This is a genomic window from Bombilactobacillus sp. ESL1187 (assembly GCF_058107155.1).
This window is the reverse complement of record NZ_JBYLTZ010000001.1, coordinates 1255380-1271935: the sequence shown is the minus strand read 5'-3', so window position 1 is coordinate 1271935 and position 16556 is coordinate 1255380. Positions and strand designations below refer to the sequence as shown.

The window sequence follows — 16556 nt, the reverse complement described above, 5'->3', positions numbered from 1 at the left end:
ATTTCAAATCTGTGATAAAAACCATAATAACATCAATAAAAAACTTAATACGGGACTTTCCAATTAAAAACCCTTATATACTTAAAATATAAATCATCTATAATTTTCTATTCCAAAAATTTTTATTTATGCTTCATCGCCACCTTGCACATTATTCTATGTCTTTCAATCATATATTAGAATTATTACATTTAGTTGTCAAATTAATTTTCATATTTTATTTAATTATAGGTATCGTAGTATAACAACTAATAATTTGACGACAATATCTGTAGAAATATATCATGAAAATAATAGTAATTATAGGGGATCGTAGTAGTTTTTGTACCCTTAAAGATTTAGCAATAGAAGAAGTTTTGTTGTGAGTTCATACCATTTATTCGAGACGTCGAATAAATCTTGTATAAATCCACAAATTATTTTATTTAAAAAACCATATGTCTATAACTAGTCGCTAATCCAATTTGAAAGTAGTACTGAACATACTTAATTAGGATTGTAGTGACTAACCGAAAGCTAATCTTAATGACTAGCTTTTTTATTGTGTATGCTTTGGTGCAGTAATCCCTCCATTTTTAATCATTACTTTCTTATTAACCAGTCAATCAATTGATTTTTCAACATCAAAACCAACATTTTAGTTTAATTCTTTATTGCACAAAAGACTGAGGCCAAGAGATTAGGTTACATTCATCGACTAATCCTTTTGTGTCTCAGCCTTTTTTTGAAATTATCTTCCAATTTTAAAATAAAAATCGTACCTTTTTTGAAAACGATTACCAATATAACCAATAAGCATTGAATCGCTATTTTTACCCTCTTATAATACTTGTGAGGTTGTCTTAAAGCTGCAGCCTCTCTTCCATGTCGACTGGAAAGGAACTTGAAATTTTATGATCTTAGATGAGATGCAAGCAATTGTTAATTTAACAGCACAGGAACAAGTAGTCTTAGAGTATATTATCCACAATCCTACAAAAATTTTGGAATTAAACATCAATCAACTAGCCAAGGCTAGTTATACCAGTGCAGCAACCGTGGTTCGTTTATGTCAAAAGGCGGGGTTTAGTGGCTATTCTCAATTCAAGTATCATTTTGCTTCAGAACTGCCCAATATTATCAAATTACGGGAAGACTTAGATGTCAAACCACTGGATACTAGTGTATCTATCACGGACGTCTTTCAACGCGTGGAGCAAATTCATCAACGCGCCATTGAATATACCAACAGTTTATTAGACGCCCAAACTATCTTACGCGTCATTAAGCTGGTTCAACAAGCTGAACGTATTGAAATTTATGGCCAAGGTTTAAATTATGAATTAGCGCGGAGTTTTTGTTGGGAATTAGAAGAAGTTGGTTGCAATGCCAATGCCTATAATGCACCCAATCCGATGCACACTAATACGGCTCAAGCTAATCAAAAACCAATAGTCGCTTTTATTTTGACACACACGGGCAACAATGAGCAAATGTATCAAGTTGCTCAACAATTGCGCCAACAAAATTATCGCACCATAGTTGTTTGTGATAGCACACAACGCGCAATTTGCCAATTTTGTGATGAAACAATTGTCATTATGACTACCAAAGGAACACTGGATTTAAGTAACGTGGTCTACGTGGCCGCCTTACAGTATCTCTTTGATGTTCTGGTTTCTTTTAAAATGTTAGCCAATTATCAATCAGTCCAATGTATCTCACACCAAGTTGATCAGTCAAAGGAAGGAAAATAATTTTGCAAAGTAATTTTTTATGGGGTGGTGCCGTTGCTGCCAACCAATACGAAGGTGCTTGGAATGTAGCGGGCAAAGGTGTTAGTGTCACTGATGTCATGACTAAAGGCGACGTCAAGCATCCTCGTCAAATCACTGCTGGTGTCTTAGATAACGCAATCTATCCTAACCACCAAGCAATTGATTTTTACCATCATTATAAGGAAGATATTAAACTAATGGCCGAAATGGGATTTAAATGTTTTCGGCTAAGTATTGCTTGGTCACGCATTTTTCCGCAAGGCGATGAACAATATCCTAATGAAATGGGGCTAGAGTTTTACGACCACGTTTTTGACGAATGCCATAAATATGGTATTGAGCCAGTGGTTACCCTCTCGCATTTTGAAATGCCCTACCATTTAGCTAAAGAGTACGGCGGCTGGCGTAATCGTAAACTGATTCACTTTTTTGTCCACTACGCTACCACTTGTTTCAACCGTTACGCTAATAAAGTTCAATACTGGATGACATTTAACGAAATTAATAACCTGATTGATATTGATAATCCCTTCAACGCTTGGACTGGCGCCGGTGTCTTATATCAAGCTGATGAAAATGCCGAAGAAACCATGTATCAAATCAGTCATTATCAATTTGTTGCTAGTGCTTTAGCTGTTCAAGCCGCAAAAAAAATCAATCCAGATCTCAAGGTTGGATGTATGCTCCACTTTGGTCCCATTTACCCGTATTCTTGTCAGCCCCAAGATGTCATGGCCAGTGTCAAGGCGATGGACCGGCGCTTTTTCTTTAGTGACGTACAAGTTCGTGGTTCTTATCCTACTTACGTTACCAAATTATGGGAGCGTAAACATTTCAACTTAGATATTACAGAACAAGATTTAGCTGCAATTCAGCACGGAACCGTGGACTATGTTGGTTTTAGTTATTACAAATCAACTACTGCCAAATTTAACGCTACCAATGATTTTACCGAAGTTGCTAATCCCAATGTCCCCAAAAGTGATTGGGGATGGTCCATTGATCCGATTGGTTTACGCTATATCTTAAATGTGGTTTATGAACGTTATCAAAAGCCTTTATTCATCGTAGAAAATGGTTTTGGTGCTTATGATCAATTAGTTGACGGCCAAATTAATGATGACTATCGCATCAACTATTTACAACAACACATCACCCAAATGCTCAAAGCCATTGAACTGGACGGTGTTGCCGTGCTCGGTTACACCCCTTGGTCTGCGATTGATTTAATTAGTGCATCGACTGGAGAAATCGAAAAACGTTACGGCTTTATTTATGTCGATGCCCAAACTTTCAAGCGCTATAAAAAGCAATCATTTTATTGGTACAAAAATATCATTGCCACCAATGGTGCTTGTCTTGGAGTTAAAAATGAGGCGCACAAATGAAAAAATTTCTCAATGAAAAGTTAGTTCCCCTTGTCGTAAAGTTTACTAATACTAAAGCTATTCAGGCTCTCAAAGATGGCATGATGTTTGTTTTACCGTTTCTAATTGTCGGCTCACTTTTTCTGTTATTAGCCAACATTCCTATTCCAGCAGTTGCCAAAGCCATCACCAACTGTGGTTTAGCTAACGTCTTCAATCAAATTTATTCTAGTTCGTTTGCCCTTATGTCTTTCTTTGCGGTAACCGGAATTACCTATGTTTATTTAAAAAATGACAAAATTGAAACCGCCTTTGCCGGCAGTTTAAGCGCCTTAGGAGCTTTTATTTTACTCATGCCTTTCAAAATTAAGGCTGCTAAAGGCGTCGTGGTTACCAATGCTATTTCCAAAGATTGGACTGCTGGTCAAGGTATGATAACTGCTATCATCGTTGGTTTAGCGGCTGGCTGGTTGTACAGCTTTTGTATCCGCAAAAATTGGCAAATAAAAATGCCAGCGGGTGTTCCACCAGCAGTTTCTAATTCATTTATTTCCCTAATTCCATCAGGTGTTGTTTTAATCGTTTCCGGTATTGTTTACGCGATCTTTAAATTTACTGCCAACATCAGTTTTACTGAAATTATTTATTCTGTTATTCAAACGCCCCTGCAAGGCGTCACCGATTCTTTTGGTGGTGTCTTAATCATGTCGATGGTCATGTCTTTACTTTGGTGGTGTGGCGTGCACGGTGGTGCAATTTGTGGCGCTATTTTAGCCCCCATTCTCCAATCTAATATGTCGGCCAACCAAGCATTACTCGATGCTGGCAAAAAGTTAACGATTGCGAATGGTGGTCACATTTTTACCCAGCAATTTTGGGATAATTATCTCTGCATGACGGGAGCCGGGATCGTCGTCGGCATGGTCATTTATATGACCTTTTTTGCCAAGTCAAGCATGCTCAAAGAATTAGGTAAATTATCTATCTTACCTAACGTCTTCAATATTGATGAGCCCGTCATCTTTGGAACACCGATTGTCTTAAATCTATATCTCATTATTCCCTTTATTGCCTTTCCAATGATTGTTGGTGCCGCCAGCTATTGGTTAATGGCATGGGGAGTCTTACCGTTGTTTTCTGGAGTGATGGTTCCTTGGACCACGCCGCCCATCATCTCAGGCTTTTTAATTGGTGGCTGGAAAACAGCTCTATGGCAATTAATTATCATTATCTTTTCAACAATTGTTTACTATCCATTTATTCGCAAAGTTGATTTGGATCTGCTCGCTAAACAAGAACAAAATTAATCTTTCAACTTGAATAGTTGATTAATTTCAAACATCAAAATTATTAACCTTCATCACTTCAAATAATTTTCTCCAGAACGATTGCATTCCCGCTTTGACACGCTTATAATGCTTACCAACTAATTGAATATGGAGTGATAACATGATCGGTTGTAGTAGTTTTACCATGGAAACTAAAGATAAGAAACACTTCTTTTCGCGCACCATGGACTTTATGATGGAGATGGCTCAAGAAGTCGTCTTCGTTCCGCAGAACAAAACGTTTGCTTCGGCTTACAGCAGTGACCAACAGGTTACTAGTAAGCATGCCTTCTTAGGTATGGGGACTTTAGAGAATCAAGCACCAATTACCTTTGATGGTGTTAATGATCAAGGCGTGATGGGTGGCACCCTTTATTTTCCTGGTTATTGTAGCTATCACGACGAAGCTGCTGCTAGTACTTGGGGCGTTTCCCCTGACAAAGTGATTTCTGTTATTTTGTCACAAGCTGCTAACTTAGCTGATATCAAACAATTATTCCAAGAACAAATTACCATTTTAAATGATGCCAATCCAACTTTAAAAGTTGTGTCACCACTGCACTATATCTTCTCCGATACGACCGGCGCTAGTTTAATCGTCGAACCTCAAGCTGACGGCGTGCATTTGATTGATAATTCAATTGGTGTCATGACTAATAGTCCTGATTACCACTGGCATGAAACTAACTTACGTAATTACTTATCTGTCACGCCTAAGCAACATGAAGATGTGGACTTCTTAGGCAAGACTCTCAAGCCATTTAGTCAAGGTTCTGGTACTTTTGGTTTACCTGGTGACTACACACCTGTCAGTCGCTTTGTCCGGACTGCTTTTATGAAGCAAAATGTCGAACAAGCTGCTGATGAAGCTGCCGGTGTCAGCCTCGCTCATCATATGTTAGAACCTGTCAGCATTCCGCGCGGAATTGTGGTAACCACTGATGATACCTTTGATTACACTTGTTACAGTGCTTACATCTGTGCAGAATCACGCAGTTACTACTACTCCACTTATGGCAATCAACGCATTAATTGCGTTCGTTTAACACCGGAACTGTTGCAAGAAACTGATTATCGGACTTTCAAAGTTCAAGATGATGAAGATATTGCTTATCTAAATTAACGTCAAACCAAATAACCTGTGGCTAAGATGGCTGCAGGTTATTTTTTTGGTCAATTTTTAATAGGACAAAATGTACATCCAAGTTAAATACCTTTTATTTTAATACTATTCTTTTCGCAAGTATAAAAGAAGTATAAAATGTAAATTAGAAGTATAAAGAAAGTATAAAATTGGAGGTTTTAAGCTTGAGTAATACCCAAATATCCCAAAATCCATTTGTTCCTAGTTTTGGCCGTTTACCCACAATCCTTTTAAACCAAGAAAGCATCCTACATGATTATTTGGCTGGACTAACTAGTCAAGATGGCAAATACCAAACTTCCTTGGTCTATGGTGTTCGCGGATCAGGCAAAACTGTTTTTTTACTTAATGTTGAACAAAATTTAAAGTTACTAAAAAACTGGTATTGTCTCAGGTTAACTCTCAGCCAGGATAATTTAATAATGCAATTAATTCTGGGTTTACAAAAAATTGAGGGTATTAATTGGAAACAAGTTTTGAAACATTTTTCTGCAGAATTAAATTTTAGTATGTTTGGTATTACATTTAAAAGTAACAGCTCAACGCCAGTAATTGACTATAAAGGAATTTTAGAACAAATGCTGAGTTCTCTTAAGAAAAGGAACATTTTTGTCTTAATCGAAATTGATGAAATGGAAGTTAGTTCCGATGTTCGCGCATTTGCTTCCATGTACCAAATGCTGATTGGCGAAGAATATAACTTAGCCTTATTAATGACTGGACTACCTAATCGCTTATCCGAATTGCAAAATGATCAAGTCCTAACCTTTTTATTGAGAAGTAATCGCATTTACCTCAGCCAGTTAGCGCAAGATGACGTGATCAATAAATACCAGATGACTTTTCAACAGGGAAATAAATTAATTGACCCACTAGACTTAGAATTGCTGGCAAAAAGTGCTGGCGGATATCCTTACGCGTTTCAAACAGTTGGTTATTATGCTTAGCGCTTCAGTAAAGACGTTATTAACCAAACAGTAATTGAACAAACTATATCTGCAACTAAACAAGGCCTTTACCGTAATTCTTATGAAAAACTCTACACTGAATTGTCTCCCACTGATCAAAAATTTTTACAAGCTATGGCTAGTTACACACAAAAAATTGTACCGATTAGTTTTGTTCAAACCACATTGGGCAAGCCCAAGAATTACCTCTCTGTTTATCGTGCGCGATTAAAAGATTCGCAATTAATCACAATCCCTGAGCGCGGCAAGGTCACTTTTTCATTACCTTATTTTAAAGATTTTATTCGCAGTTATAATAATAGTCATTTGCTTTAACACCTTAAGGTTAATTATAATAGCAAATCACGTTTAAATTGACCGTTTCAAATCAATAAATCTCTTTCAAAGACATTTCGATTGAAGAAAATTATTTTGAAGGAGTTTTTTTAGTTCTGACCATAACTAGTCATTAATTGATAGTCTTCAAAACACTTGAAACTAACGAAGTAAAGGTTTACCATAATTGTGGTAAAAGTAATATATTAATATTTCAAGGAGGACATTATGCAAAAAACTGAGACTGTATTAGCATTAAAAACTGCAAAAATTGTTGCCGTAGTTCGAGGTGATTCCAAAGATGAAGCTTATAAGACCGCGGAAGCCTGTATTGATGGTGGTGTCAAAGCAATTGAATTAACCTTTACAGCTCCCGCAGCTGATCAAATTATTGCCGAATTAAATAAAGAGTATTCTCTTGATAAGGATGTCATTATTGGCGCAGGAACTGTTTTAGATGCTATTACAGCTCGGATTGCTATCATGTCAGGTGCCAGATTTATAGTTAGTCCTGCCTTTGACAAAGAAACCGCTCTATTATGCAACGAATATCAAATCCCCTATATGCCGGGCTGTATGACAATTACCGAAATTCAAACTGCCATGCGTTATGGTGCTGAAGTTGTTAAAGTCTTCCCTGGAAGTACTGTTAGCTGGGATTTTGTCAAAGCCGTTAAAGCTCCCTTACCTTATGTCAATATCATGCCTACCGGTGGTGTCAACTTAGACAACATGAGTAGTTGGTTTAAAGCAGGCGCCGTGATAGTTGGAACTGGTAGTGATTTAACTGGTGCTGCTCGTCAACAAGATTTTGCTTCCGTTAAAAAGCGGGCTGAAGCTTATCATCAAGAAATCTTGCGTATTCAAGGAGAATGTGATTAACAATGCAAAAGATAGTCACCTTTGGCGAAATAATGCTCAGACTCAAACCGGCTGAAAACCAAAGAATTATTCAAACTGATCAATTTTCTGGATTATATGGTGGAGCTGAAGCCAATGTTGCTACATCTTTAGCTCTTTTAGGTGATCACTCACAATTTGTTACCAAAGTTCCGAATAATGCCCTCGGGCAGGCAGCTTTGGGAACCTTACGCCGCTATGGTGTAGACACGACTAATATTATGGTAGGTGGCCCGCGTTTAGGAATATATTTCTTTGAAAAAGGTGCCAGCATTCGCAATACTAGTGTTGTTTATGATCGTAAAAATAGTTCTTTTGCCACTTCTCAGGCTAACGAATATCATTGGCCAGATATTTTAAAAGATGCTGACTACTTTTATTTTTCTGGTATCACAGCAGCAGTTTCGTCAGAAATATACCAAACTTTACTTGTTGCTTTAGATTTTTGTCAAAAAAATCACATTACCGTCATTTGCGATTTGAATTATCGCGCTAAGATGTGGAGTAAAGAAGCTGCGCAAACAGCGATGAATCAATTAATGACTTATGTAAACATTTGTTTAGCTAATGATGAAGACTTTGAGGCCGCTCTAGGCATTAAGGCTTTTGATGGTAATATGGCTCATGGTATTGATCAAAAAGCTGATTTTATTCACGGTATGCAGCAAATTATGAAAAAATATCCTAACTGTCAAACTGTGGCTAGCATTTTAAGAAACGTTCATTCTGTCGAAGATTCTCAATGGATGGCTCTTTTAGTCAATCAAAATGGGGTGTTAGAGACTCCTAGTTATCACATGCATGTCTGGGAAGGCGTGGCTAGTGGCGATGCGTTTGCCGCTGGTTTAATTCATGGGTTGATACATGATTTTAATACTCAAAAATTATTAAACTATGCACTCGCTGCTAGTGTTTTAAAACTCACTATTAGTGGCGACTTAAATTTAGTCACAGATTCGGAAATCATGTCCGTTATGAACAAACAAGATGGCATGCGGGTCGTTAGATAATTTAGGAATAGCAACTTCACTAACTTAAATAAAATTGTTATCAATTAGTAAGAACGATTCATTCACTAACTAGATCAGTAAATTGATCCAGTTAGTTTTTTCTTTTCTTCAATGTTACCTCTAATAACGTCAGTTCAAATGCCAATCTATTGCACTAAAAAAGACGTTCGTATTCAATACGAACGTCTTCATTTTGTCCAAACATCTTGATACTTGAAGTCAAGCTTTATCGTTTCAACAGCAAAGTTTTAATTTCATAAGGCTTAAAGCTTAACTTAACCGTATCATCAGCAGCCATTGAAAGTGAAGCTTCCTTTTCTTCCATTAAGTTAGTTTCGCTAATTGAACTGACTTTAAAGTGTGGCATTAAAGAAATTTGCTCCGAACCACCAGCGTACTCGTGTAGTCGAACAATTACATCATCACTATCTTCAGCTTTCTTCACAGCATCAACAAACACAGTATTTGAATTAGAAATATTAATTAAAGAATCCTTATTCAAATCGGTGCCCTGGAAAACAGTTAATGGATCGTTTAATAGCCAAGCTTCTTTTTCGACATTGCCATCTACAAAACTTCCTCGATGTGGCAATAAACTATATGTGAAATCATGTGCCCCAATATCTGCTGTTTTATCTGGGCTAACACTTCCAGTTAACAGTGAAATGCTCATCTTATTGTCAAAAATATCATAACCATACTTGCTTTCATTCATTAAGGCAATACCATAGCCGTATTCCGACAAATCAGCCCATTGATGACCAACAGTTTCAAACTTTGCCATATTCCAACTATTATTCCAATTAGTTGGCCGCTTAACATTACCGTACTGAATCTGATAAGTGGCTTCCGTCGATCTAACATTGGTATAAAATGATGCTTTTAAAATTCTTTGCCGTTCATGCCAATCAACATGCGTCTTAAAATCAATCCGCTGTTGATTATTGTAAACAATCATATCTTGTTTCAAACTAGATTGATTAAAGTGATAATAAAATCTTACAATCGTACATAATTGTCCTTGGGAAATAATTTCTATTTTGTTAGCTTTTAATTCCTGCTTTTTTTCTTTATATGAAATATCCAAATTCCAAGCATCATACTCGCGCGGTCGATCTTCAAAAATTTCTAAAACATTTCCTAATTCATGGGGAGCCAAAACTTGGCGATTATTTTGAATGTCAAATATTTCTAATAATTGACCATCAGCATTCCATGCGATTTGATAAAATTTATTTTTCAAGACATTATCTTTAACTTGAGCTTCATCATACTGCTGAACGGAAGCTTCCTTTGACTGATTAACAAATTTAATTTTTTGACTACTAAACGGACTGATATTTGGTATCGCCACCAAATAACTGTCACCAACTCTTTGACTAACTAATTGCTGACCTGATTCATCGTAAAACAAACCGCTATTAGGTTCAGAAATTGTGACAAGATCGTTCATACTCCAAGCTGTAGAGTTAAAAATAGAATATTCATTTGGATGAGTTTGATATTTACCAGAAATATCCTTCAATAACAATGACAAGTTATCATAAATTTGTTGATAATCTTTTTGACTATCTTCATAAACCGAATGGATTGCTGATCCTGGAATAATATCATGAAATTGATTCTTTAGAAGTAATTTCCAAGACTGTTCAAGAATTTCAGATGGGTATTGCCAACTATCATTATTCAACATCATAATAACTTCTAATAATTCTAATTTACGCAAGAGAATTTCTATTTTACGGTTATTTTTTTTATTAGCTGCATGGCCAGTATATGTTGCCCGATGATATTCAAAATATAATTCTCCATCCCAAGTATGAACATATTGACCATTTTGTAGCGCATTATCAATATTATGGTGCAATTCTTTAAAATATTTGCCAGTGGCATTAGTTGTAATTTTCGGTAAACCTGGCAATTGATTCATGGCCCGAATATTTTCTATCATATCCCGGGTTGTACCACCACCGCCATCACCATAGCCGTAAGCCAACAACAACGAAGAATTAACATCTTTATCTTGGTAACTCTTATAAATTCCCTTAACCGTTTCAGGAGTCATCGTTCCATTATAAGTGTAATAAAATGGACCTTTACTATCATTGGGATCCGGAGTAGTAATGAAATGCGTTAAAATCTTAGTTCCATCTAACCCCTTCCACAAAAAGGTGTCGTGGGGCATCCGATTAAATTCGTTCCAACTCAATTTAGTTGTCATGAAAGTCGTAATCCCGGATTTTTTTAAGATTTGTGGCAAAGCCCAAGAATAACCAAAAACATCTGGCAGCCAGAGAGTATGTGATGTTTTACCGAATTCTTTCTTAAAAAATCTGGTTCCATAGAGAATTTGACGAACTAAAGACTCTCCCGAAGAAATATTGCAATCGGCTTCCACCCACATAGCACCCTCAGGTTCCCAACGTCCTTCTGCAACTTTTGACTTAATCTGATCATATAACTGAGGATAATCCTGTTTAATATAATCATATAGTTGTGGCGTTGATGCTAAGAATGTATATTCTGGATATTTGTCCATTAATTTAAGCACTGTACTGAAAGAACGAGCACCTTTTTCTTTAGTATTTTTAACACGCCACAACCAAGCTAAATCAATGTGCGTGTGCCCAATGCCGTTGACCGTATAATTTTCTTTATCTTCTTTTTGAGATTGTAATTGCTGTTCTAATGTTTCTTGAGCTTGATAGCAGCTATTATAAAATTCATCAGAACCTGGATTGGACCAATCTAGCTTTTTTAAGGAAAAGTCCAAAGAATTCAACAATTTTTGTCTGCGGGGATCATCATCATTTAATAGTTGAACAGTCTCTATACCATTTTTAGCTAAGAAATACAGATTATCTACTTGCTTATCCAAAGAAACTAAATCGGCCATTTTAAAAATGTGCAACATTGGATCTAACGAATCGCCTTTTCTCCCTGGCAAGCCCGTCCATAACTTTAAAGCTAACTGAATCACAGTACCCTTATATTGTTGATCTAAAAAAACTTCTTTATGATGAGCGTCAATTCCTTGATACATCTCACCGTTGATATAAAGTTGTGCTTCAATGCCAGTATGCTTTAAATTTCCCAACAAGCCTAAATCAAATAACAAAACCTGGTCATCAGAACTATTTGGAATTTCTACTTGAGACTTAATCCAAAAATATTGATCAATTCCACTCCAAATATGGCCTAAAACAATTTCCTTCCAATTTTGATTGTCATCAGGGATCTCATTTCCTACTTGAGGAGAAGCATTCAAACATTTCCAACCAGAAATATGCTTTCTATTTTTATAGCGATATTCTCCCAAATCATCAGCAATTTTTTGTATTTTTTCAACAGTAAAAATCATAATTATCTCCTCAACAATTGCCCAAAAGCCAATTAAAAATTATCTTTTCTTCCATGCATTTTCATAGGAAACACCAGTCAAATCTTTAACAGTTTTTTTGGTTAATTCTGTAGCATCATCCTTGGAACCGCCATTACGCAAACGTTCAATTTCGTCCGTAATGATCTTATGGGTATCTTTATTTAAATGGAACGTCCAAGAAATAATTAACGCAATTAACAATAATCCACCAGCACCAAACAAAAGAATATTAGCAATCGTATTTTGTGCTTGCATAGTTTGGTGTAAGTTGTTCTTAACAAAGCCGTTGTGATCTAAAATCATTCCTACGACCACTGTTGACAATGCAACAGTTGATTTTCTAGCAAAATTCATTAGTGAAGCAAAAGCGCCTGAGTGACTTTCAGTTGTAACCATTTCATCTAAATCCGGAACAAATGGGAAAACATTCCACGGTGTAAACTCCAATGTAGCCCGTGCTGCCTGATAAATAAAGGACATTATATAGATGACAATTACCATCACTCCTACAATTTTAATATTAGATTTGAACAAGAAGTAATAGCCTCCAAGCATCACTATCATAGTAATATAAGAAAAGCTATAAAGTACTCGTGGACCATACTTAATCATAACCGGTCCCGCAATTAATGGAATTAAAACACCAACGATCGAAAGCGATAACAAATTAGCAGATAATGTTGCTGTAGCACCTAAACAGAAAACAACAAAGTACGTAAAGACTGTATTGTAAACATCTTTACCTGTGAATGAAAATAGATAGATACATAAGTGTTGCCGAAAAGCTTTGATTCTTAAGGCATCAACATAACCACCAAAGGTTTCCTTAAGCATTTTCTTAATGCTATTACCTTCATTAGTATTATCAGAATTAAGCTTAGCAGCCTTAGCTTCCGCTTCCACTTCACTAACTGGTTTTTCCCAAGTAGAAAAGCTTGAAATAAACATTCCAATCACAAAAATAATTGCAAAAATTAAACCATTAATAAAGAAGGGACTTGGAGAATCTTGACCCAAAATCTTGAATAATTGTCCCGGAATAAATGTAGCCAAAAAAGTTCCACCAGCAGAAATGAACATTCTTGTAGATGACAATTTAGTTCTTTCATTGTAATCTTTAGTCATTTCTGTAGGTAAAGTTTCCCATGGTATTAACAAAAAACTAGATAATAAATCATAAGCACAGTAAATACACATGTAATACCAAAAGTTCATTTTAGGAATCCAAATGATGGCAAAAATAAATAGAAATGGTGCACCAAAGATTAACCAAAAATGACGACGACCATATTTTTTACCCAACTTAGTTTTATAAAAATTATCGGTCAAAGCACCAGCGAATAAACTTAAGATGGCATCGAGCACCCGAGCAGTGGCCATGATTATACCACCTTGCGTCGCAGTTAACCCACAAAAAGTGGTAAAGAAATACAGTAACCACGCGCCCATGATGGTCATTCCACCACCACCGACAAAATCATTAATTCCAAACCCTAAAGATGTCCACATATTAATCTTTCGTGGAGTGTAAATTCTTTTTGAAATTTTCTCAGAAAGTTTCATATTTAATTTAGTTTCCTTCCTAAATATTTAGAGTACTTTTCGTTCAAAACACAAAAAAGCGATTACAATTAATTGTTAACGACAATCTTTTTTAAATCTTGATCTCATTTAAAAACAAAAGTTAAACTGAAAAAATCTCAACTACTAGTCGCTAAAATCTGAACCCAAGCTTTAGCAGTTTGACCATTCAACTTAATTTTCAAAACACAAATTTTACTTAAAATTCAATAGCTAATGATTAGATTGTTAAAAATCAAAATACGTCTTAGCGTTGTTATAAGAAATATCTTCGACAATTTTCCCCAAATAATCGTAATCTTCTGGAACTTGGCCGCGTTCTACCCATTCACCAATTAAATTGCACAAAACTCTACGGAAATATTCATGTCGTGGATATGATAAAAAGCTCCGTGAATCTGTCAACATTCCAACAAAATTGGCTAATAAACTTTGCTGTGCCATCGTATTGAGTTGGTTAATCATTCCTTCACGTGTATCGTTAAACCACCAGCCACAACCTAATTGCATCTTCTGCACATTGCCTTCATAGAAATCGCCCATACCGGTTGCTAACTGCATCCAATCGTTCGGATTTAAAGAATATAAAATTGTTTTAGGAATATTATCTTCATTCTGCATATCGCTCAATAAGTTCATCATTTGTCCAGCAATATCGGGTTGAGTTCCCATAGAATCAAAGCCAGCATCCGGGCCAACCTTTTGAAACATTGGTTTATTAGCATTACGCACCGCATTAATATGAAATTGCATCGTCCAATTAAATTTTTTATTTAAGCGCATTAAAGCTTCCACTAAGCCTGTAGTATAAGCATCAACCTCAGTAGCTGATAATTGTTGATTTGTAAGTCCCTTAGCAACAATCTGATCTAATTCTTCTGCACTAACTTTCACAAAATGGAAGGTATTTAGACCATGATCTGATAATTTTCCGCCATGATTAGAAAAGTATTCAAACCGCTGTTCTAAAGCTGTAACTAAACTAGCAAAATCATTAATCGTCACGTTAGCTGCAGTTCCTAAACTTTGAAGATAATCTTTATAAGAGCTACTTTGAATATCAAAGGCTTTATCTGGTCTCATTGCTGGCAAAACTTTAAAACCATTGCTTTTTTCTTCTTTTGCTAACAATTCATGATAATGGAGGTCAGACGCAGGGTCATCAGTCGTGCATACTACTTTGACATTCGAGTTTTTAATCAAATTGCGCGGCTTAAAATCAGCAGTTGCTAACATTTGGTTGGCTTTATCCCAAACTTCTTGAACATTTTTACTGGTTAAAGGAGCTTTTATTCCAAAAAATCTTTGTAATTCCAAGTGAGTCCACTCATACAATGGATTACCAATTGCCTTTTCAATAGTTTTAGCCCAAGCCAACATTTTCTGATAATCATCACCATCACCGGTAATTAATTCTTCTGGCACACCATTGGCTCTCATTAAACGCCATTTATAATGGTCTCCGGCTGAACCATCATTGATCCAAATTCTAGTTAGATTAGGATAATTTTTATTTTCGTAAATTTCTTTAGGATCTAAATGACAATGAAAATCAATAATCGGCATTTTAGCGGCATAATTATGAAATAATTTTTTTCCAAAATCATTTGTTAACAAAAAATCTTTATTCAATAAAACCATTGTTAATCCTCCTTCAAAAATCAAACGTCAGAAAGTTTACCAATTTCAAGCAGTAATATATTAGTATATCTTTAAAACGGTTTCATAATATCTTACAAAAATCAATCTGTCAATAGTCAAGTAATTTGCTTAGGGCTAATCATTTCTTTATTTATACAATTTCAGAAGATGGTATTTCGATTATGAGTTGTTTTTTAACATCACTTTCTAGACCGATTTACTAAACAAAGTGATCTTTCAAAGCATAAAAAAACTGTTTTTAATAATCCAATAGAATTAATAAAAACAGTTTTTTAAAATTATTCACCTAATCAATATCTTTTCCGCTATTCAAAATATTCCGGAAAAGCTTTGAGTAATTTGGGCTCTTCATCTAACATTCTATGCAAGTGCAAAGAAACCAATTTGACCGACTTAGATTCATCTTTAGCCGCTAATGCATTAACTAAATCTAAATGCTCATTAATTAATGAATCCCAAGATAAGTCTTTATTTTTTAAACGTAAAAATCTAAATCGATTTAAATTCATGTTAATCAGTTGTAACCATATCCACAATTGTTCATGAGAAGTAATGGTATAAAAATAATGATGAAAAGCTTCATCTTCGTTAAAAAATTTTTCTAATTTATTATTTTCTTTTTCAGCCAATGTCTGCCGCTCAATGTTTTGTTTTAGCAAAGTAAAATCCGAATCTTTCAAAACTTTCACAGCTTCACTAATAACCTTAACTTCCACACTTTCTCTCATAAAACGAGCATCTTTAGCCATTTTCAAATTTATTTTTGAAATGTACGTACCCGATTGTGGAACCGCATTAACCAAGCCTTCTTGTCTTAATTGCAAGATAGATTCTCGAATGGGGGTTCTACCAACTTTTAACTCCTTGCTTAAATCTTTTTCCGAGATTTTTTGACCAGGAATGTAATATAAATTGATAATTCTATGCAAAATAATGTTATACACTTGATCTTTCATCGTTTGAATTGCTATCAATTCTTTAACTCCTATTCTAAAAATAAAACAAGCTTAAATTTAATTAGTATCTCAAAATAAGCATTAATATCTAAACCGACTCATTACTTAATAAGTAAATACTTCACTATCGATAATAATCTTAACATCATTTTAATCTCACTGTAGATAAAAAGTTACGTTAAATTT

General features: G+C 35.3%; 12 protein-coding genes. 8 read left to right on the top strand and 4 right to left on the bottom strand.

The features are described from left to right. Positions 1-893: 893 nt before the first annotated feature. The 8 genes from AC3B5B_RS05900 (at position 894) to AC3B5B_RS05865 (ending at position 8789) form a co-directional block, all read left to right on the top strand. Positions 894-1736 (top strand): MurR/RpiR family transcriptional regulator, encoded by an 843-nt coding sequence (locus AC3B5B_RS05900; protein ID WP_489769601.1) that lies wholly within the window; start codon positions 894-896, stop codon positions 1734-1736. Continuing rightward, positions 1736-3145 (top strand): 6-phospho-beta-glucosidase, encoded by a 1410-nt coding sequence (locus tag AC3B5B_RS05895; protein ID WP_489769857.1) that lies wholly within the window; start codon positions 1736-1738, stop codon positions 3143-3145. Before AC3B5B_RS05900 ends, AC3B5B_RS05895 begins: the two co-directional genes overlap by 1 nt. Continuing rightward, positions 3142-4431, top strand: coding sequence for a PTS sugar transporter subunit IIC (locus tag AC3B5B_RS05890; RefSeq protein ID WP_489769600.1), 1290 nt, complete (start codon positions 3142-3144; stop codon positions 4429-4431). Before AC3B5B_RS05895 ends, AC3B5B_RS05890 begins: the two co-directional genes overlap by 4 nt. 142 nt (positions 4432-4573) lie before the next feature. Beyond that, positions 4574-5575: a choloylglycine hydrolase family protein gene (locus AC3B5B_RS05885; RefSeq protein ID WP_489769599.1), complete on the top strand. Its 1002-nt coding sequence runs from the start codon at positions 4574-4576 to the stop codon at positions 5573-5575. 185 nt (positions 5576-5760) lie between these two features. Further along, on the top strand, positions 5761-6543 hold the full coding sequence (locus tag AC3B5B_RS05880) for a hypothetical protein (RefSeq protein ID WP_489769598.1): 783 nt from the start codon (positions 5761-5763) through the stop codon (positions 6541-6543). A gap of 18 nt (positions 6544-6561) precedes the next feature. Next, the gene (locus AC3B5B_RS05875) at positions 6562-6879 is read left to right on the top strand and encodes a DUF8462 domain-containing protein (RefSeq protein ID WP_489769856.1); all 318 of its coding nucleotides are present in this window, start codon (positions 6562-6564) and stop codon (positions 6877-6879) included. A 228-nt stretch (positions 6880-7107) separates the two neighbouring features. Continuing rightward, positions 7108-7761 (top strand): bifunctional 4-hydroxy-2-oxoglutarate aldolase/2-dehydro-3-deoxy-phosphogluconate aldolase, encoded by a 654-nt coding sequence (locus AC3B5B_RS05870; protein ID WP_489769597.1) that lies wholly within the window; start codon positions 7108-7110, stop codon positions 7759-7761. A gap of 2 nt (positions 7762-7763) precedes the next feature. Then, complete coding sequence (locus tag AC3B5B_RS05865) at positions 7764-8789, top strand: sugar kinase (RefSeq protein ID WP_489769596.1); 1026 nt, start codon at positions 7764-7766, stop codon at positions 8787-8789. A 226-nt stretch (positions 8790-9015) separates the two neighbouring features. Here the strand turns inward: AC3B5B_RS05865 and AC3B5B_RS05860 are convergent, their stop codons facing one another. The 4 genes from AC3B5B_RS05860 to AC3B5B_RS05845 form a co-directional block, all read right to left on the bottom strand. Continuing rightward, positions 9016-12150, bottom strand: coding sequence for an alpha-mannosidase (locus tag AC3B5B_RS05860; protein WP_489769595.1), 3135 nt, complete (start codon positions 12148-12150; stop codon positions 9016-9018). A gap of 39 nt (positions 12151-12189) precedes the next feature. Further along, on the bottom strand, positions 12190-13680 hold the full coding sequence (locus AC3B5B_RS05855; RefSeq protein WP_489758231.1) for an MFS transporter: 1491 nt from the start codon (positions 13678-13680) through the stop codon (positions 12190-12192). Positions 13681-13980: 300 nt separating this feature from the next. After that, positions 13981-15393, bottom strand: coding sequence for a glucuronate isomerase (gene uxaC / locus AC3B5B_RS05850; protein ID WP_489769594.1), 1413 nt, complete (start codon positions 15391-15393; stop codon positions 13981-13983). A gap of 326 nt (positions 15394-15719) precedes the next feature. Continuing rightward, complete coding sequence (locus AC3B5B_RS05845) at positions 15720-16388, bottom strand: GntR family transcriptional regulator (protein WP_489769593.1); 669 nt, start codon at positions 16386-16388, stop codon at positions 15720-15722. Between the last annotated feature and the right edge of the window lie 168 nt (positions 16389-16556).

Coding starts and splice junctions, on each gene's coding strand:
- uxaC (WP_489769594.1), bottom strand. CDS start 15,393: ATGGTTTTATTGAATAAAGATTTTTTGTTAACAAATGATTTTGGAAAA.
- AC3B5B_RS05890 (WP_489769600.1), top strand. CDS start 3,142: ATGAAAAAATTTCTCAATGAAAAGTTAGTTCCCCTTGTCGTAAAGTTT.
- AC3B5B_RS05885 (WP_489769599.1), top strand. CDS start 4,574: ATGATCGGTTGTAGTAGTTTTACCATGGAAACTAAAGATAAGAAACAC.
- AC3B5B_RS05855 (WP_489758231.1), bottom strand. CDS start 13,680: ATGTGGACATCTTTAGGGTTTGGAATTAATGATTTTGTCGGTGGTGGT.
- AC3B5B_RS05860 (WP_489769595.1), bottom strand. CDS start 12,150: ATGATTTTTACTGTTGAAAAAATACAAAAAATTGCTGATGATTTGGGA.
- AC3B5B_RS05865 (WP_489769596.1), top strand. CDS start 7,764: ATGCAAAAGATAGTCACCTTTGGCGAAATAATGCTCAGACTCAAACCG.
- AC3B5B_RS05870 (WP_489769597.1), top strand. CDS start 7,108: ATGCAAAAAACTGAGACTGTATTAGCATTAAAAACTGCAAAAATTGTT.
- AC3B5B_RS05900 (WP_489769601.1), top strand. CDS start 894: ATGATCTTAGATGAGATGCAAGCAATTGTTAATTTAACAGCACAGGAA.